Here is an 18,941-nt window from a genome sequence, read left to right on the forward strand (position 1 = left end):
TTACTGCCCCAGCAGTCGAGCCATCACCTGCCGAACCTGATGCTCAACCGCGTCAAGTTCTACGGAGGCATCAATGACTCGAAAGCGCTGGGGGTATTGCTTAACCCGGGCCAGGTAGCCCTCTCGAACGCGTTCAAAAAATGCCATCTGCTCGCTCTCGAAGCGGTCAAGCTCACCCCGCTGCCGAGCCCGCTCCATCCCCACCTCAATGGGAAGGTCGAAAAGCAGCGTCAGGTCCGGCTGCAACCCCTTCTGAACCAACTGCTCAAGCTGGGTAATCTTGTCAAGGGCGATGCCTCGCCCTGCCCCCTGGTAAGCGAAAGTAGCGTCGGTGAAGCGGTCACACAATACCCACTCGCCTCGCGACAAGGCTGGAAGTATTACCCCGTTAAGGTGTTGTGCACGCGCTGCAAAGGCCATCAACAACTCTGCATCTGCCGCCACTGGCTCCTGGCGCGGAGCCAGGAGTAACTCCCTAATCTCTTCTGCCAGGGGCGTCCCACCGGGCTCTCTGGTATGAACAAAGGCGATACCTGCCGCACTCAGGCACTCTTTAACGACAGCGATGTTGGTACTCTTCCCGGCACCCTCACCGCCCTCTACCGTAATGAACCGGGGCTTTAGCTGCGATGTCACTTTGTAGCGTCTCCATTCGCCGGTGATGAGCGGTAGTCTTTCCGGCGTTTGAGTTGGTATTTCTTTACCGCCCTGTTGTGCTCTTCAAGGGTTGCAGAGAACTGGTGACTACCATCCCCGCGGGCGACAAAATAGAGGCTGTTGCCGGATTTGGGGTGCAGGGCTGCGTGTATCGCCTCCCGGCCTGCCAACGCAATCGGTGTTGGAGGAAGCCCTGCGATACGATAGGTATTGTAGGGCGTGAATTCGTTGAGGTGCTTGCGTGTTATGTTGCCCTTGTAGCGATCACCGAGGCCATAGATAACGGTTGGGTCCGTTTGCAGACGCATCCCCCTCTTCAAACGACGCACAAACACGCCGGCAATTTCGCCGCGCTCTTCCGCAACGCCTGTCTCGCGCTCTACTATCGAGGCCATTATCAATGCCTCGTATGCTGACTCATAGGGCAGGTCGGGGGCTCGCTTGCTCCACTCTTCATCGAGCACGGCCTGCAGCCGGTCATAGGCCCGTTTCGCCAACTCTATGCCCGGAGTGCCGGCAGTAAAGAAATAGGTGTCGGGAAATAGCAAGCCTTCCGGTTGTTCGGGTAGCCCCAAAGTCTGTGCCAGGGTGGTTACATTCAGTGGTGGAGAATCCGCTAAAAGGCCCTCTTGTGTGCGGATAGCGGTGAGGGCATCAGCCACGGTTCTTCCCTCGACAAGGGTAATGCTGAGTTGTTGCACCCGGCCATTAACCATCATATCCAGTAGTGCGGACACCTGGGTTCCGGGTGAAATCTGGTAACTCCCGGATTTGATTTTTGTCGCATTCCCCTGCAGTCGACTGTGCCATTCGAACCAGCGGGCATCGTCAATTAACCCTTGCGCCACCATATCGCGGGAAACTGATTTGATAGAACTTCCACGTGGCACATCCATAACGAGGGTCTCGTCATTCATCAGCATCGAATCGCCATATTGATCGAGGGAGTTAATCACTAGATACCCTCCTACTAGAACCAATAAAAACAATGAGATGGCGATAATAGCTAAACGTCGAATCATCTATTTAAGGCCTCTTCCACCCGTTGCTGGACGGTTCGTGTCACCGGGCCGATGCTCCAACGGTGAGCGGCGTAGGCAACCACTGGCCAGACACCGAACACGCTATTGCAAATAAACAGCTCATCGGCTTCGAATAATTGCTCAAGGAAAAGTGATCCTGTTTCCACCGCTATTCCCCACTGGGCAGCATGGTTGATTACAAACTGCCGGCAAACACCTGCCACTCCGCTCATAGAAAGGTCGGGCGTCAGCAGCGTACCAGCGGAGACCAAAAATAGATTGCTCATGGTGCCTTCTATCGGCTGGTTGTTGATATTGAGCATGAGCCCTTCTGCATAACGAGCGTCGTCCCACTCCCCTCGCGCCATAACCTGTTCGAGGCGATTGAGGTGTTTCATGCCCGCGGTGGCAGGAGACAGGCCAAGGCGGGTTTGGCAGTCAAATAGCTCAATACCGTTAACACCGGGGCCGTCTGTATAATCGGGCACCTCAAAGCATGTGAGTATGCGATGGTGGGACTCGCAGCCCGAGGGGTTGTAGCCGCGCCCCCCGACACCCCGGCTCAGAATGATTTTGAGGACGCCCTCTGTTATCTCATTGATCAACAGGTATCGCTGAATCTCGGAGACCAGGGCACCAGAGTCAAGGCTGAGACCCAGTCGGGTGGCCCCCTCCAACAGGCGTTCCATGTGAAGCTCGAAAAGAGTGGGCCGGGATTTGGTTATGCGAATGGTTTCAAAGAGACCATCTCCATAGGCAAGCCCCCTATCCAGCGGGCTAACCCCGGCCGCTGGTTCCCCATTAAGCCACACCGGGTGCATCAGGGCTCGATTCGAGAGAACAGAAGCGAGCCGTTAGTACCACCAAAGCCAAAGGAGTTTGAGAGCGCGTGATCAATTTTCATTTTACGCGCCTTGTGTGGCACATAGTCGAGCCTGCAACCTTCACCGGGGTTATCAAGATTGATGGTTGGTGGAGCAATCTGGTCACGAATCGACAATATGCTGAATATTGACTCGACGGCACCTGCAGCTCCAAGCAGATGACCAATCATCGATTTGGTTGAGCTGACAGCAATGTTTTTGGCGTGATCCCCCATGACCGACTCAACCGCCTGGCTTTCTGCGATATCCCCAGCGGGGGTCGAGGTGCCGTGGGCGTTAATATAGTCGACCTGCGAGGGGCTCAGGGATGCATCCTCGATGGCGTTTAGCATTGAGGACGCGGCGCCCTCTCCGCTTTCGGGGGGAGCGGTCATATGAAAGGCGTCACCACTCATACCGAAGCCGGATAGCTCGGCATAGATGTGAGCGCCGCGCTTTCGGGCGTGTTCATACTCCTCGAGGACCAGTGCGCCGGCGCCATCACCGAGCACGAATCCATCCCGGTCGCTGTCCCAGGGCCGGCTGGCCGCGGCTGGGTCATCGTTACGGGTAGACAGCGCCCTTGCAGCGGCAAAACCTGCCATCCCGATCTCACAGGAGGCTTTTTCAGCCCCCCCTGCAATCATAATGTCTGCTTCGCCGTATGCGATGTTACGCCCCGCCATGCCGATGCAGTGAGTGCCCGTGGTGCAGGCCGTGCTAACGGCGTAATTGGGGCCTTTAAAGCCATAGATTATAGAAAGGCGGCCACTGATCATATTGATGATGGCGCCAGGAACAAAGAACGGTGATATCCGTCGGGCTCCACTGCTGGCGAGGGTTTTAACGTTATCTTCGATCATGCTGAGTCCGCCGATTCCCGAACCCATTACAACCCCTGCGCGACGGGCGTTGGACGGGTTGATTTCGATGCCGGAATCTTCAATCGCCTGTGCGGCCGCAGCGATGCCGTACTGCATAAAGATATCGATCTTGCGGGCATCCTTGGCGGCCATATAATCCGTGACATCAAACCCCTCGACGACACCGCAGATGCGGGTGCTGTATGACACTGCATCAAAGTGCTCGATCATACCGATGCCACTGCGGCCGGCAAGTACGCCGTCCCAGCTGGTTTTTACCGATGAACCGAGCGGGGTCAACATCCCTAACCCCGTAACCACTACACGCCGACGTGACACTTCGATCGTCTCCTTACTGCAAGCATGGCAGAGTATTTTTTCTGTCCCATATACACAAGAAAAGCCGCACTACCAGGTAGGGCGGCTTTTCACAGAAGCAAAACGCTGACTACTGATGCGCGATCACGTAATCAATGGCTTCCTGAACAGTGGTGATTTTTTCAGCTTCTTCGTCAGGAATTTCAGTTTCAAACTCCTCCTCCAAAGCCATTACCAACTCTACAGTGTCCAGAGAATCAGCACCAAGGTCTTCTACGAACGACGAGCTGTTGTTAACTTCTTCTTCTTTTACGCCAAGCTGTTCGCAAACAATCTTTTGGACGCGTTCTTCGATGGTACTCATACCTTGTTTAACTCCTATTAAGAATTCGGTCGACTATTTAGGTCGCCGGCTAATTTTATATAAACGTCAGTCGGCTTTTCAAGCAGGTGTTACGTAATCTAACCAAATAAGTTTCGATTAGGTGGTGATTTCGGTCAAAAAAGCATCAAACTCACCAAAATGGCTAACCCATGTACATCCCGCCGTTAACATGGAGGGTTTCACCGGTAACATAGCCCCCACCCTCTCCCGCCAGAAAAGCAACGGCAGCGGCGATCTCTTCGGGCTTGCCAAGTCGTGCAGCAGGGATCTGTGCCAGCAGGTGCGCCTTGTGGTCTTCGGGTAACTCTTTGGTCATATCGGTGTCAATAAAGCCGGGGGCGACAGAGTTAACCGTGATTCCACGAGAGCCGATCTCCCGAGCCAGGGATCGACTAAAACCTTCAACTCCTGCTTTAGCCGCCGCATAGTTGGTTTGGCCAAGGTTCCCCATTGAGCCAACAACCGAGCTGATGTTGACAATACGTCCCCAGCGCGCCTTGGTCATACCTCGAAGGCAGGCTTTGCTCAGCTTATAAATTGAACTCAGGTTGGTACTGATAACGTCGTCCCACTGGGCGTCTTTCATGCGCATCAGAATGTTGTCCTGGGTGATTCCAGCGTTATTGATCAGAATCTGGGGCGCTTCGTACTGTTCGGCTATGGCTTTGAGAACGGTACTGATGGACTCGTCGTCACACACATTAAGCTTCATGCCGGTGCCTTGAACACCGTTTTCAACCAGTGTCTTTGAGATGTTTTCTGCACCATTGTCACTGGTCGCGGTGCCAATAACGATCGCACCAAGCTTGCCGAGCTCCAGGGCTATGGCTTGGCCAATACCGCGGCTTGCACCGGTGACTAAAGCTACTTTTCCATTTAAACTCATTGGGTTATCGCCTTAAGTTAATTTTTTTATGAGGTTAGTTCCAGTGCCTTGGCGAAGCCGTCGGCACTCTCGATGGAGGTCGCACTGAGGCTGCGATCGATCCGCTTGGCAAGGCCGGATAGTACCTTCCCGGGCCCACACTCAAACAGCACTGAGACGCCACTATTAGCTAACATCTGCACGCTATCTACCCAGAGTACGGGACTGTATAGCTGCTGCAACAGATTTTCCCGTACTTGCTCTGGGCTGCTTGCAACTTTGGCCGCGACGTTTTGCACTACCGGAATCTCCGGGGTGACAAAAGCAATATTGTTAAGGGTCTGGGCCAGTTGCTCTGCTGCGGGCCGCATCAATTCGCAATGAGATGGGACGCTCACAGGGAGGGCTAATGCGCGTTTGGCACCCGCTTCTTTACAGTGGCCTATGGCGCGCTCTACCGCCGCCGCGCTACCGGCTATTACGACCTGCCCTGGAGAGTTGTAGTTTACGGCACTAACAACATCGCCGTTGGCTGCTTGCTCGCAAGCTGTCCGCACCTGCTCATCGGTAAGGCCGAGAATCGCTGCCATGGCCCCTTCGCCTGCCGGTACTGCTTGCTGCATCAGTTGCCCGCGCATGTTAACCACTTTCACGGCATCGGCAAAGTTGATGCTGTTAGCACAGACTAGCGCAGAGTATTCGCCCAGGCTGTGTCCCGCCATGTATGCAGGGCGTAGCTCACTGCGTTGCTGCCAAAGGCGCCATAGCGCAACACTGCAAGTCAGCAAGGCTGGCTGGGTGATCTCGGTGGAGTTGAGCTGTTCTCCAGGCCCAGTGAGGATAATTCCTGAAAGGTCGATGCCCAGGGCTTCCGAAGCTTCGGTGAACGTATCACGAATGATAGTTTCTTGTTCGTGCAGGTCGGCAAGCATGCCCACTTGCTGGGAGCCTTGGCCGGGAAATACAAACGCGATTTGACTGCTCATTGGTATTGGAAATCTCACATGTAGGGTAGATTGTTCAATATTATCCCGCCAAGGTTTGGCTCCAATGGCGAGATTCAAGAGCACGTATTATAGGGGAAGCGATACTGGCTGGGGGTAACGATATGTTTCTGTTTTAAACCAGTAGGTGTTCAAGGTGCTCGTTAAGCAGGCTGGGAACACTGTTTTCGGCCTCCTCCATCGCTTGCCGAATGGCCTGCTGGATTCGTTTACAATCTGATTGGCCGTGGCTTTTGATGACGATGCCCTGCAGACCCAGCAGGCTGGCACCGTTATAGCGGTCAGGGTCACCGCTATGAAGCAGGCGATCCAGATAGGGCTTAAACAGTCGCGATGCCAGTTTCGTGTACCAGTTACGGGAGGCGATCTGCTGTATGTTGTCTTGTAGCATGCGCCCTAGCCCTTCACTTGTCTTGAGCGCGATATTACCTACAAAACCATCGCATACGATCAGTTCGCATTCACCTGAAAAGAGATCCGAGCCTTCGATGAAGCCTTGATAGTTGAGGGCTTCGTTTTGCTTGATAAGCTGGGCTGCCAGGCGTACCTGCTCGTTCCCCTTCATCTCTTCAGCGCCTACGTTGAGTAGGCGAATACGAGGCCGGGGCTTGTGATGTAGGGCGGTGATCATCGCCGCCCCCATCACTGCAAACTGGTACAGGTGCTCAGCCGTGCAATCGACATTAGCACCAAGATCGAGCATATAGGTGCAGCTTTTCGGGGTTGGAAGCCGGGTAATAATCGCGGGTCGTTCAATGCCTGGAAAAGTCTTGAGCAGAAACCGCCCCAACGCCATCAGCGCACCGGTGTTACCGCAGCTGATACAGGCCTGTGCGGGACCTAATGATACCTGCTCCAGCGCAATGCGCATGGAGGATACTCGCTTGGAGCGAAGGGCAACGGAGGGCTTGTCGCCCATCAACACCACTTCGGGTGCGTGTACGATAGAAAGGCGTGATGTATCGTAGGGGGGGCAGTCGCCAAGATGCTCCCTTAGAATAGGAGTATCGCCGACCAAAATCAGGGAGAGATCGGGGTGCTCTTGCAAACTGGCTATCGCGGCAAGAACGGCTTCACGGGGACCGAGGTCCCCGCTCATCGCATCAAGGGCAACAGTAGTTGCCATTGGCAAATTACTCGTCGTTTTTGCTAGCTACCACTTTCTTGCCACGGTAAAAACCGTCAGCACTAACGTGGTGGCGAAGGTGAGTTTCGCCGGTAGTTGAATCAACGGACAGAGTTGGTGTATCCAAACCGTCATGTGAGCGACGCATATCGCGACGTGAACGGGTTTTTTTGTTCTGCTGAACAGCCATGCTAGTAGCTCCTGATCAAATCAATTGTCAGATTTAAGGTTAGCAAGCACGCTAAAGGGGTTCGGTTTCCCGGTATCCTTTGCCTCGTCGGCAAACTCACCCGTGGAATACCCTTTACTCGACTTGCATTCATCCTCCCGGTGGTAGGGTATCAGGGGAAGCGCCAAAATAAGCTCCTCCTCTATGAGGGAGGCTGTTGCCATCTCCTCTTCACCCACCACAACGGGCTCGTAATGCTTGGGTAGTGACTTGGCACCGTCCTCGTTCCAGACGACCGCCAGGTGACACTCACCTTCGACGTTTAGATTGACCGCTTCGAGACAGCGTTGGCAGATCATCGTAACCGGCGCGCTCATCTTTGCGTCTATGACAAAGAAACCCTGCTCATCACGATCAAAGCGTAAAGAAGCCGTAACGGCCCCCTCACTATCTGCCAGATAATCCTGCAGCCGCTTAAGGTCGTCAAGATCAATAGTGCCACTTAAGTGAGCCCCTTTACGGGCCAATTTCCGTGGATCTATCTTCTTGGGAAGGGTCTCGGTCAACATAAGCGCGCAATCATAGGGATATGGTGCCCCTGTGTCAAAGGGAAAAAAGGCCAGAAGCCACTAAAAATCAAGGTTTTGGCTCTGTTATGATGGCACTCGACTCGTTTTAAGGTTAAACAGGCACTTATGACCACCATCCTCCCCCCTCTGGTGCTGGCATCCAGCTCTCCGTATCGACGTATTTTGCTCGACCAGCTTGATTTAACATACGACTGGGCAGCACCGGATATCGACGAAACCCCAATACCCGGAGAGCCGGCAGATAGGCTGGCGATTCGTCTGGCGAAGGAGAAAGCTCGCAGCCTGAGTTCACGCTTTACTCATCATTTACTGATTGCCTCGGATCAGGTGGCGGTTATAGATGACGCTTTGTTGGGTAAGCCCGGAGGACGACCCCAGGCGATCACACAGCTGAAAGCCTGCAGCGGGCGACGCGTGAGTTTTTTGACGAGCCTCTGTGTGCTCAACACAGCAACCGGTAAAGAGCACATAAGCCTGAGTCCCTATTCGGTGCAATTCAGGGAGCTGACCCACACCCAGATAGAGAGCTATCTGGACAGGGATCAACCCTTTGATTGCGCCGGTAGCTTTAAAGTTGAAGGCCTGGGCGCGGCGCTATTCCTTTCCCATGAAGGGGAAGACCCCTCCAGCCTGATTGGTCTCCCTCTTATTCAGCTCTGTACAGCACTGCAAGCCGAAGGTGTCGATCCGCTGGTCCGGTGACCCTGGAAGCTTACGATTAATAGAGAAGGCTAGCGCAACGGCGGGCCGGTTAATCCCAGCCGGGTAGACATCGCTTCGACGGCACCAGCACCGATCCGCTTGGCGAACCGCTCGATAGGCGACTCCTCCTGTGTGAAATCGACGATATTCTCCTCGCCAATGATTTCCCGCGCCACGTAGCCGCTACTGCCCAGCCCATCAATCAACCCCATATCAAGTGCCTGCTCACCGGACCAGACCAATCCTGAAAAGAGTGCCGGGTCCTGCTTCAAGCGCTCCCCTCGCCCCCGCTTCACACTCTCAATAAACTGCTGGTGAGTGGTTTCCAATACGCTCTGCCAAAACTCTACCTCGTCACTGTCCTGAGGGCGAAACGGGTCCAGAAACCCTTTGTGCTCTCCGGAGGTATAGATGCGCCGATCCACTCCCAGCTTGTCGAGGAGATCCACAAAACCAAAGCCGGCCGAAACCACGCCGATTGATCCGACCAGACTGGCCTTGTCTGCATAGATCTCATCAGCGGCGGCAGCTACGTAGTAGGCTCCCGAGGCGCCAATGTCACTGATGACCGCGTAAACAGGAATATTGCCATGCAGCGCCTGCAAGCGGTTTATCTCGTCGTAGATGTACCCTGATTGCACAGGGCTGCCACCAGGACTGTTGATGCGCAGAATAATGCCTTTAGTGCCGTTATCCTCATAAGCGCTCCTGAGTGCAGCGACGATATTATCCGCGCTTGCCTGCTCCTTGTCGGCGATCACCCCTTGCACATCAATCAGGGCTGTATGGCTCACAGAACCACTGCTGCTGGTTAAGTCGAGCTGGTCGGAAGCCAGGAAGAGGTAGCCGAGAAAAAATAGATAGGCAAAGGTTAAAAGTTTAAAAAAGATACCCCAGCGCCGACTGGAACGTTGCTCCTTTACGACCGAATTGACGAGATTATCAAGCACTCGCCGTTGCGTTTTCTCGAGGTCCTGCTCAGCATTGTTGGCCTCAGCCGTGTTCGGCTCGCTATTCTCTTTCCAGTTATCCTGAGTCATCTATTTAGTGCTTCCTTTATATGGCTATAGGCAGTGAGCCGAAATGTACGTCAAGATCAAGAAACGATCGATCGATCGAGAAACGCCATTACGTCATCGAAGTGGTGTGCAGACAATACGGGGGCGTATGGCGCAAGTCGATCGATGCTGTGGGCACCATACCCCATTGCGATACGATCAACCCCCGCCTGCCGAGCCATATCCATATCGTATTCCGTGTCACCGACCATAATCGCATCTTCCGGGGCGGTGCCGGTTTCCTCAAGAATCTCCATCAGCATTTGTGGGTGCGGCTTGGAGCGGGTTTCGTCGGCACAGCGAGTTGCATCGAAAGCGCCATGCCAGCCACAAACATCGAGCACCCGATTGAGGCCGCGACGGCTCTTTCCTGTTGCTACGGCTGTTTTAAGATTCGACTCCCACAGGCAGGCCAACCCCTCCTCTACTCGCTCATAAAATTCAGAGGGTGAATCCTCGCGCCCAAGAAAATGATGGGAGTAGCGATCACGCATCCTATCCATGGTCGTAGCGCAGCTCACCCCAGGATAAAGCTTGCGGAATGCTTCGGGTAATCCCAAGCCGATAATATCGCGGTACTGCTCAGCCTCAAGAATGTCGAGGCCTGTATCTTCTGCGGCGAGCGCCAAACATTGGCAAATACGGCCGGCGGAATCGATAAGGGTGCCATCCCAATCAAAAATAACGAGTTGATACTGTTTATTCATTGCGTAGTGCGGTTAAGCCCTCTTCCAGGTCATCAGGCAGTGCTGCCTTGAACTGCTGTCGTTTGCCGCTGCCAGGAAGATTGATCTCCAGCGCAGCTGCGTGTAAGAACAGACGCCGAATCCCGCGCCCCTTGTAGTACTGATTGACCTCTTTGCTGGTATACTTGTCATCGCCTACGATTGAATGGCCCGCATGCAGAGCGTGAACCCGAATCTGATGGGTGCGCCCAGTCACGGGGGTGGCTTCTACCAGGGTGCTGTCTCTAAATCGCTCAATGACCCGAAACCGGGTCAGGGACGCTTTACCCTCCGGGTCCACTCGCACTACCCGCTCGCCGGATTGCAGGGTGTTTTTACGCAGAGGCGCATTAACTTGGCGGGTGCGGGTTGGCCAGCGGCCCTCTACAAACGCCCAATAGGTTTTATTGACCTGATTATTGCGAATTTGTTCATGAAGATCCCGTAGCGCGCTGCGCTTTTTTGCGATCATCAGGCACCCCGAGGTATCCCGATCGAGTCGGTGCACGAGTTCGAGAAACTTCTGTTGGGGACGAGCTTCCCGCAACGCTTCAATTAAACCCAGATTGATACCGCTGCCACCGTGAACGGCCAGCCCGGAAGGTTTATTGACAATAATAAGGCGCTCATCCTCATAGATAATGCTGGACTCCACGCTGTCGATCATCCACTTGCCAGCCTTTGGGGTCGTTTTTTCGCTGACTCGGACCGGGGGTATGCGCACAATATCGCCCCCCTTAAGGCGGTAGTCAGCCTTCGATCTTCCCTTGTTAACCCTAACCTCCCCCTTACGAATAATCCGGTAGATAAGGGTCTTGGGGACGCCTTTAAGCTGGGATAGCAGGTAGTTGTCGAGGCGCTGCCCTGCCCGATCCTCATCAATTTCATGCTGTTGTACGCGGGGTGAAACCACCACACCCGCCATGAACTGCTCTGTCTGTTTAGTCATGCTGGCATTTTACCAGTTTTCTAGGTATTTGAAGCACTTAGCTTTTCCTGTTATATTCGCGCTGCTGCAGATTGTAGTGGGTGCAAGTAAAATGACTATCGCGCTCATGAATGCAGTAAAAAATTACGAAACCTGGGTCAATGACCCGGGATGAAATGGGACGGTGCTAGGCTTAGCCAAATGCACCGATTTACAGCCGCTTTTCGTCAACGGCCCCATACCAGATTTGACGTGTAAGGTGGAGATGCAACGCCGACCGGACTACCACGGACAGAGTATAACTGAGCGCGTGGTTAAAACAGAATCTGATCCGGTACTTATGGCCTATTCCTCCGTAATTGGGTGACCTGAAATCCCCATGAAAAAGAGCGCTATATCGTCACACAGTAAATTGATGTGAGACTGATAGCCAAACACAGCCTGCGCGCAGCTATGTTGTTGCTATGCCGGGTCAGTGCCTGACACTGCGAGACTGATGTAGGGTGCCTTGATCGGAAAGCTCTGATCTGATTGGTACTACATGAAAAGAATGCTAATTAACGCAACTCAATCTGAAGAGTTGCGCGTAGCGTTGGTCGACGGACAACGCCTATACGATCTGGATATTGAATCCAGTGCCCGCGAGCAAAAGAAAGCTAACATTTACAAAGGTAAAATCACCCGCGTCGAGCCCAGTCTCGAAGCAGCCTTTGTCGATTTCGGAGCCGAGCGTCACGGTTTCCTGCCCCTTAAAGAGATCTCTCGAGACTATTTCCAGCCTTCTGCTGCGAGCAGCAAAGGTCGCCCCAATATTAAGGACGCGATCAAAGAGGGAGTGGAGATCATTGTTCAGGTAGATAAGGAAGAGCGTGGCAATAAAGGCGCGGCTCTGACCAGCATGGTTAGTCTGGCCGGGCGCTACCTAGTCCTGATGCCTAACAATCCTCGTGCCGGTGGTATTTCTCGACGCATCGAAGGCGATGAGCGAACCGAACTGCGGGAAGCGCTAAGCAAACTCGAAATTCCAGAGGAGATGGGCGTTATTGTGCGCACCGCAGGCTTGGGTCGTAGTGCCGAAGAGCTGCAGTGGGATCTCGACTACCTGCTTCATCTCTGGGCGGCTATAAAGACCGAGGGGAGTAGCAAAAAAGCCCCCTTTCTGATCTATCAGGAAAGCGATGTCGTTATTCGTGCCGTGCGCGATTACCTGCGTCAGGATATCGGCGAGGTATTGATCGATACGCCTGCTGCCTACCAGCGAGCTATGGACTTTATCTCCCAGGTAATGCCCCAGTACCAGAACAAGATCAAGCTCTATGAAGACAGCACACCGCTGTTCAACAAGTACCAGATCGAGCGTCAAATCGAGACCGCTTTCCAACGCGAAGTTAAACTTCCGTCTGGTGGCTCTATCGTTATTGACCCCACCGAGGCATTGGTATCGATCGATATCAACTCTGCGCGCGCAACCCGTGGCAGTGATATTGAAGAAACCGCGCTAAATACCAACGTTGAAGCGGCAGACGAAATTGCTCGCCAACTTCGTTTGCGCGATATCGGCGGCCTGGTTGTTATCGACTTTATCGACATGGGTCCTGTTCGCAACCAGAAAGAGGTTGAAAATCGTATTCGCGACGCTCTTCAAATGGACCGGGCCCGCGTTCAGGTTGGACGCATTTCGCGTTTTGGTTTGATGGAGATGTCCCGTCAACGCCTGCGCCCTTCCCTGGGTGAGACCAGCGGCGTTGTTTGTCCTCGCTGCAATGGTCAAGGCAGCATTCGAGATATCGAGTCGCTGGCCCTGTCTGTTATGCGGATTATTGAAGAGGAAGCCCTTAAAGAGCGCACCTCCGAAATTCGTGCACAGGTTCCTGTATCCGTTGCTACCTTCTTGCTCAACGAGAAGCGTCGAATGATCGAGGAGCTCGAAGCACGTAACCGCATTCGCGTGGTTATCGTTCCTAACGTAAACCTGGACACTCCTCATTTCGAAATTCAGCGTTTACGTGACGATCATGAAGCGGTAGCCGCTGCTGAAACGAGCTACGAAATTAGCACTGATATCGAAATCGTTGCAGAACCGGTTTCTCCCACCCGTGCCCCGGTTCAGCGAGCTGAAGCTGCGGTGAAGAACATCGCCCCAACCCAGCCAGTACCAACATCCAGCCCGGTTCCCGTTCCAACCAAGCCGGGACTTTTCAGCTCATTAGTGAAGTCCCTGGCCGGAATTTTTTCTGCCGACGAGCCAGTCGAAGAAAAACCAGCCGCTACTCGCAATCGCAACGAATCCACAAGAAATGGTGGACGTGGCAATCGCGGTGGTCGCGGTAACGAGCGCAGCGGTAACCGCAACGATAAGCGAGGCGATAGAAACTCACGTCGAGACAGAAGTGAGCGTGCTCCATCGGGTAACAGAACACGCAAAGAGGGTGATCGCCAGCCGCGCCCCGAAAAAAGCAAAGAGGAAGACCGCCAGTCTTCCAGCAGCAATGATCGCGGTGGCAATCGCCAGTCCCGTGGCGAAGCCAATCGAGGTCGCAATCGTCGCCGCGAGCCGGAGCAGGAAACCCTGGACAACAATCAAGCCTCTGCCAGCACACCGAGTGCAGGAGAGGTCGAAGGCGGAGAGCGTAAACGCCAACGCCGCCCTCGTGCAGCTCAGGGGCGTAGTAATAACCGCGTATCTCAACGTGACCAGGTAAAACCTGAAGAGGCTGCTGCTGGAGCTGAAGCTTTGGATAAGCTCGCCGCTACTAACCAGGGTGCAGCACTCGTAGCGAACACTGACACCTCAGCAACGGCTAGCGATGCGAACGGAAATGTTACTAAGCCTTCTCGTCGTCGTAGTTCCCGTCGCGGCCGCCGCGGAGCGGCTGCCGATCAAAGCTCGGTAGAACAGGCGCCAGCAGAGACTACTGCGGTTAATACGGAAACACCTGCCAAGGCTGAGGCTCCTGCCAAGGCTGAAGCTCCTGCCAAGACTGAAGCTCCTGCCAAGGCTGAAGCTCCTGCCAAGGCTGAGGCTCCTGCCAAGGCTGAGGCTCCTGCCAAGGCTGAGGCTCCTGCCAAGGCTGAGGCTCCTGCCAAAGCGAAGACCCCTGCCAAGAGGAAGGCTCCCGCACCCCAAGGGGAGGCGGTTGATATCGCTGAAACTGCGACTAACGAGTCAGGCGAAGGTGAGCCGAAAAAGCCAACCACGCGCCGCGCGGCCCGTAAAAGAGCCCCTCGTAAGGAACCTGTCGCAACCGAGCAAACCCCGGTAGCAGCAGAAACAAAGAGCGATCAATCCAAGCAAACAGCGACTGATTCGAGTGCGGCGGCTATTGTAGAGCCCGCCAAACCGAAACCTCGCCGTGCACGCCGAACTCGTGGGCGAGCTCCCAACGATCCTCGAGCTGAAGGTAAGGAATCCGCAACCAGTGGGCCGGTAGACGCCGACAAACCGACCCGGAATGAGCCAACCAGCGAAAGCTAGTTATAATCATCAGGGACCCTGGGCGACACCGACACTATCGGTGTCGCCCTTTTTATATGGAATACTCTTCGCTCCCGGACGACTCGGTATACCGGCCTGAAGGTAGCCATCACAGTAACTCAAATACATTCTACAATAGGGTATCGGTGTAGTGCCTATTGGAGGATTTATGCAGCTGGACCGGGTTATTGGCCATAGGGGTTGCGCGGGGTTAGCGCCGGAAAACACAGAAGCCGCCCTGCGCCTGGCGGCAGATCTCGGGGTCAAGGCGGTGGAGGTCGATGTGGCGTTGACCCGTGAGGGGATGCTTCCCATTTTTCATGATCAATCACTGTCACGCTGCACCAATGGGCGAGGAAATATTCGTGATGCGGACTGGCACTACCTGTCCTCACTGGATAACGGCAGTTGGTTTGATCGACGCTTTAGACACAGCAAAATCTTGCAGCTTCACCAGTTATTGCCCCTCATTAATGAACTTGACCTGACACTCAATCTGGAACTCAAGGTTCATGACGCCGAAGCCAAGGCGTTGGCATCCAGTACGTCTATTGTGATGACGGATTTCACCTGCTCTGGAATCGCTAACAAGCTCATAGTCTCCAGCTTTTCTCATCAGGCGCTGGCGACCTATCACCGTTTACAACCTCGGCATCCAATTGGATACCTGTTTGAAAGCTTACCCGATGACTGGCAAACAAAGGCTTCATCTGTCTCAGCGGCAACCATCCATGGAAATGCACGAGCCTTTACCTCGGCTAATGTCCATACTGTAAAAAGCGCTGGGTATCCCCTTTACCTCTATACGGTAAACCAAAAGGCGGACTTCGATCGTTGGTTGGAGCTAGGTGTTGATGGTGTCTTCACTGATTTTCCTGACAAATTCCTTCCATTCCAGTAATGCAAATGCTCCACCACGGATTGTTTAACCCTCTAGGCGTTTTTCCTATGGATCACAGCCTCCCATAATTTTTTAGCGATATTCCAGTTTCGCAATCACCCTGTGTGGTCAATTCATCAAGCCGTCACAGTTGCAAGATAACCTGGTGTCTTCTATACATAGAAGCTCTCAATACAACAAAAATCTTGGTGGGAATAATGAAAAAGTTGGCTAGAAATGGATTTATGAGCGCACTGGCGACCACGCTATTGGCGTCGGCCACGATGGTTCAAGCGGAAACACTGCGTTTACTGACGTGGGGTGGGTATGCGCCGCAGGACGTAATTGAAGCCTTTACCAAAGAGACAGGAATTGAGGTCAAGGTCACAAAATCGAACAATGAAGATATGATATCGAAACTGCGCGCAACCGGCGGGGCAGGTTTTGATCTGGCGCAACCAAGCCAGGATAGAATTGCCAGCGCGCAAGCCGACTTCGATATCTATAAGCCGATCGATCTCAACCGTATCGACGGTAATCAGATTATTGCCTCTATGTTGGATGCCACCAAAAAAAGCACCACTTATGACGGGAACGTGTATGGAGTCCCCCATGTCTGGGGTACAAGCGGCTTGATCGTTAACCGCAAGCAGGCCTCCATGGTAGGTGACTATACTGACCTTTGCGATGCCTCTATCGCAGGAAAAGTCTCCTACCGCCTTAAACGCCCTACCCTGATTGGGTTTGCCTTCGCCATGGGTGAAGACCCCTTCGCGGCCTATGGGGACAAAAACCAGTACCAAAAAATACTGGATAAAGTGGAAAAGCAGCTGGTGTCTTGCAAAGCGAATGTGAAGGCATACTGGAGCGGCGGCGACGCCCTTATGAACCTGGTGAGGTCCAACGAGGTCGTGGCTGCAATGGCATGGGACGCGGGTGGCTGGAAGCTCAACAACGAGAATCCCGACGTTACCTTTGTCGCGCCAAAATCCGGTGCCCTGGGCTGGATAGATACTTTCGCGATCCCCCGCAAGAGCAAAGCGGAAGATGCCGCCTACCAATGGATAAACTTCGTTATGCGCCCCGATATGGCGGCCAAAATCACGGAGTCGGCAGGTAACTTTACTGCGGCCCAGGATGGCGACCAATTTGTGACGGCCAAACTTAAATCCCAGTTTCAGGAGAGTTTCCCCAAAGCGGATATCGATAATATCAAGTGGTATCCACCGGTCCCCCCAGGCCTTGAGGAGATGGAAGGTAAAACGTTAGACCGGATCAAGGCAGCGCAATAGAAAACCCACGGGTGGGGGCGCACCCCACCCGGTACCCCAGCTCTCCTGACAAGGCGGTAACGTTGAGCGATTCATATGTTGCAGACCTCGAGTGTCGTTCCCTAAGCAAGCGTTTCGGTCACTTCGAGGCGGTTAAGAACCTCTCCTTTCAGATAGAAAATGGCTCTTTCTTTTCAATATTGGGCCCTTCTGGCTGTGGCAAGACGACCTTACTTAGAATGCTGGCAGGCTTTGAGGCGCCGGACAGTGGAGATATATTGATCAAAGGGCGCTCGGTGCTGCATGTCCCCCCTAATCATCGACCGGTCAATATGGTGTTCCAGCATCTTGCACTGTTCCCGACAATGAGTGTTGCTGAAAATATCGGCTACGGTTTGAGACGACGAAATGAGTCTGCCTCGGCTATTCGCGGTAAGGTCGAGAATATGCTGGAGCGCATTGAGCTACCAGGCTCTGGTAACAAGTCGATCTCCCAGCTATCAGGTGGCCAAAAGCAGCGCGTTGCGATCGCCCGTTGCCTGGTGTTGGAACCTGACCTGTTGCTCCTCGATGAACCTTTGGGTGCGCTGGATCTCAAGCTTCGTGAACAGATGAAGCTTGAGTTAAAAAGAATGCAGGTGCAGTTCGGTACGACGTTTGTTTATATCACCCACGATCAATCGGAGGCCTTGGTAATGTCCGACCGCGTGGCGGTTATGAACGCGGGGCAATTTGAGCAGATCGCTACCCCTGAAGAGCTCTACCATCAGCCTCAATCCCCTTTTGTGGCCTCCTTTGTCGGTGACAGCAATCAACTGCAGGGAACCGTTAGCGCGCTTTCGAATGCCGACACAAAGGTTGATACAGCCCTGGGAAGTTTCTATGGCGGCCCCCAAAAGCAGCCTATAGGCACCGCAGTTGATCTTTTTGTACGACCTGAATCCATTGCTATATTGCTTCCATCAGGCCCTGCTTACGATAACGAAATGGACGTTACTGTAGAGAGTGTTATCTTCGACGGAGCCCGCAGCCAGCTTCTGGTGAAGCACCCGGCGCTTCGACAACCCATCAGTATTGCCCACCTCCATAACGGTGATTCGGCCCTTTCAGAAGGCGAGGCGATTCGCATCGGCTGGATGAAAAAGGATATGCTGATGTTCCCTCAGGACGCCTCTTCCCATGCGACGACCTGAACGCTCACTGGGGCTTTACCTACTTCTTGCACCCCTGCTGTTGTGGCTACTGCTGCTGATCGTTATTCCGCATTTGGATATGCTGTTAATATCACTTCAGGAGCGGGTGGCGGCCCGGCAATACAAGCTTAGCATCACCCATTATGTTGAGTTTTTCTCTGAGCCACTCTATATAAAAACCTTTCTGCGCACCGCGATTATGAGCATTATCGCAACCCTGATAACACTTTTAATCGCATTTCCCATCGCGTATTACATCGCCAAAATGGCGCGCGGTAGAAGCAAACAGTTACTCTTTCTACTGTGCTTAATCCCGTTCTGGGTGAGCGAGCTTGTCCGAACCTATGGCTGGATGATACTGCTACGGGAATCTGGAATTGTTAGCAAAAGCCTCCTTTGGTTGGGATTAATACCCGCACCTATGGAGATGCTTTACAATGATGTCGCGATAATGATCGGGCTTGTTTATGGATCTATGTTGTTCATGGTTGTGCCTCTTGTGACCACCCTCGACAGCTTGGACGATAGCCTGATTGAGGCGGGCTACGATCTGGGTGGAAACCACTGGAACGTTCTTCGGGAGGTGATTATTCCTCATGCTGTTCCTGGCATCACCAGCGGCTGCATCGTCGTATTTATGCTCTCTTTGGGTAACTATCTGACGCCGGTTCTGCTGGGTGGAAAGGATAGCCTATGGTTTACCGAACAGATCTATACGCAATTCATTACACGCTTTAATTGGGAACAGGGGTCTGCTTTGGGCCTACTTCTTCTATTACTCTCCTCCTTGATTGTCTGGAGCGGGCTGAAACTAAGCGGTCAATCATTCCGCAAAGTGATGAGCTGA

The 18,941-nt window shown here is 53.5% G+C and carries 19 protein-coding genes; 6 read left to right on the plus strand and 13 right to left on the minus strand.

Annotated features, from left to right (window positions below):
- From tmk to ACP3PW_RS16400, 10 genes are all read right to left on the minus strand, one after another.
- Positions 1 to 636: a dTMP kinase gene (tmk, locus tag ACP3PW_RS16355; protein WP_426417807.1), complete on the minus strand. Its 636-nt coding sequence runs from the start codon at positions 634 to 636 to the stop codon at positions 1 to 3.
- On the minus strand, positions 633 to 1,679 hold the full coding sequence (gene mltG, locus ACP3PW_RS16360) for an endolytic transglycosylase MltG (protein WP_426417808.1): 1,047 nt from the start codon (positions 1,677 to 1,679) through the stop codon (positions 633 to 635). Before mltG ends, tmk begins: the two co-directional genes overlap by 4 nt.
- Positions 1,676 to 2,500, minus strand: coding sequence for an aminodeoxychorismate lyase (gene pabC, locus ACP3PW_RS16365; protein ID WP_426417809.1), 825 nt, complete (start codon positions 2,498 to 2,500; stop codon positions 1,676 to 1,678). Before pabC ends, mltG begins: the two co-directional genes overlap by 4 nt.
- Positions 2,500 to 3,744, minus strand: coding sequence for a beta-ketoacyl-ACP synthase II (gene fabF, locus ACP3PW_RS16370; RefSeq protein ID WP_426417810.1), 1,245 nt, complete (start codon positions 3,742 to 3,744; stop codon positions 2,500 to 2,502). The genes pabC and fabF overlap by 1 nt, the downstream gene beginning before the upstream one ends.
- A gap of 109 nt (positions 3,745 to 3,853) precedes the next feature.
- The gene (acpP, locus tag ACP3PW_RS16375; protein WP_426417811.1) at positions 3,854 to 4,087 is read right to left on the minus strand and encodes an acyl carrier protein; all 234 of its coding nucleotides are present in this window, start codon (positions 4,085 to 4,087) and stop codon (positions 3,854 to 3,856) included.
- A gap of 163 nt (positions 4,088 to 4,250) precedes the next feature.
- Positions 4,251 to 4,994: a 3-oxoacyl-ACP reductase FabG gene (gene fabG / locus ACP3PW_RS16380; RefSeq protein ID WP_426417812.1), complete on the minus strand. Its 744-nt coding sequence runs from the start codon at positions 4,992 to 4,994 to the stop codon at positions 4,251 to 4,253.
- A gap of 26 nt (positions 4,995 to 5,020) precedes the next feature.
- A complete protein-coding gene (gene fabD, locus ACP3PW_RS16385) occupies positions 5,021 to 5,959 on the minus strand; it encodes an ACP S-malonyltransferase (RefSeq protein WP_426417813.1) in 939 nt (312 codons plus the stop codon).
- Positions 5,960 to 6,092: 133 nt separating this feature from the next.
- Positions 6,093 to 7,103, minus strand: a complete 1,011-nt coding sequence (plsX, locus tag ACP3PW_RS16390) for a phosphate acyltransferase PlsX (protein ID WP_426417814.1) — start codon at positions 7,101 to 7,103, stop codon at positions 6,093 to 6,095.
- 7 nt (positions 7,104 to 7,110) lie between these two features.
- On the minus strand, positions 7,111 to 7,293 hold the full coding sequence (rpmF, locus tag ACP3PW_RS16395) for a 50S ribosomal protein L32 (RefSeq protein WP_426417815.1): 183 nt from the start codon (positions 7,291 to 7,293) through the stop codon (positions 7,111 to 7,113).
- A gap of 20 nt (positions 7,294 to 7,313) precedes the next feature.
- Positions 7,314 to 7,841, minus strand: coding sequence for a YceD family protein (locus tag ACP3PW_RS16400; RefSeq protein WP_426417816.1), 528 nt, complete (start codon positions 7,839 to 7,841; stop codon positions 7,314 to 7,316).
- A gap of 126 nt (positions 7,842 to 7,967) precedes the next feature.
- Here ACP3PW_RS16400 and ACP3PW_RS16405 point away from each other — a divergent pair, with 126 nt between their 5' ends.
- Positions 7,968 to 8,564 carry a Maf family protein gene (locus ACP3PW_RS16405; protein WP_426417817.1) on the plus strand — a complete coding sequence of 199 codons (597 nt, stop codon included), beginning with the start codon at positions 7,968 to 7,970 and terminating at the stop codon, positions 8,562 to 8,564.
- Positions 8,565 to 8,593: 29 nt separating this feature from the next.
- On the opposite strand, the gene sppA is transcribed toward ACP3PW_RS16405, so the two are convergent.
- The 3 genes from sppA to rluC are packed head-to-tail and all read right to left on the minus strand — an operon-like array spanning position 8,594 to position 11,296.
- Positions 8,594 to 9,604: a signal peptide peptidase SppA gene (gene sppA / locus ACP3PW_RS16410; protein ID WP_426417818.1), complete on the minus strand. Its 1,011-nt coding sequence runs from the start codon at positions 9,602 to 9,604 to the stop codon at positions 8,594 to 8,596.
- Positions 9,605 to 9,660: 56 nt separating this feature from the next.
- Positions 9,661 to 10,329: an HAD family hydrolase gene (locus ACP3PW_RS16415; RefSeq protein ID WP_426417819.1), complete on the minus strand. Its 669-nt coding sequence runs from the start codon at positions 10,327 to 10,329 to the stop codon at positions 9,661 to 9,663.
- Positions 10,322 to 11,296, minus strand: coding sequence for a 23S rRNA pseudouridine(955/2504/2580) synthase RluC (gene rluC, locus ACP3PW_RS16420; RefSeq protein WP_426417820.1), 975 nt, complete (start codon positions 11,294 to 11,296; stop codon positions 10,322 to 10,324). The genes ACP3PW_RS16415 and rluC overlap by 8 nt, the downstream gene beginning before the upstream one ends.
- Before the next feature lie 520 nt (positions 11,297 to 11,816).
- On the opposite strand from rluC, the gene rne reads away from it, so the two are divergent.
- The 5 genes from rne to ACP3PW_RS16445 all read left to right on the plus strand — a co-directional run bounded on the left by rne (position 11,817) and on the right by ACP3PW_RS16445 (position 18,941).
- Positions 11,817 to 14,750, plus strand: coding sequence for a ribonuclease E (gene rne, locus ACP3PW_RS16425; RefSeq protein WP_426417821.1), 2,934 nt, complete (start codon positions 11,817 to 11,819; stop codon positions 14,748 to 14,750).
- A 169-nt stretch (positions 14,751 to 14,919) separates the two neighbouring features.
- Positions 14,920 to 15,651, plus strand: coding sequence for a glycerophosphodiester phosphodiesterase family protein (locus ACP3PW_RS16430; protein WP_426417822.1), 732 nt, complete (start codon positions 14,920 to 14,922; stop codon positions 15,649 to 15,651).
- A gap of 197 nt (positions 15,652 to 15,848) precedes the next feature.
- Positions 15,849 to 16,922: an extracellular solute-binding protein gene (locus ACP3PW_RS16435; protein ID WP_426417823.1), complete on the plus strand. Its 1,074-nt coding sequence runs from the start codon at positions 15,849 to 15,851 to the stop codon at positions 16,920 to 16,922.
- Positions 16,923 to 16,984: 62 nt separating this feature from the next.
- Positions 16,985 to 18,094 (plus strand): ABC transporter ATP-binding protein, encoded by a 1,110-nt coding sequence (locus tag ACP3PW_RS16440; RefSeq protein ID WP_426417824.1) that lies wholly within the window; start codon positions 16,985 to 16,987, stop codon positions 18,092 to 18,094.
- Positions 18,081 to 18,941, plus strand: a complete 861-nt coding sequence (locus tag ACP3PW_RS16445) for an ABC transporter permease (protein ID WP_426417825.1) — start codon at positions 18,081 to 18,083, stop codon at positions 18,939 to 18,941. The genes ACP3PW_RS16440 and ACP3PW_RS16445 overlap by 14 nt, the downstream gene beginning before the upstream one ends.

The sequence above is a fragment of the Aestuariirhabdus sp. LZHN29 genome (assembly GCF_049985285.1).
Lineage (GTDB): Bacteria > Pseudomonadota > Gammaproteobacteria > Pseudomonadales > Aestuariirhabdaceae > Aestuariirhabdus.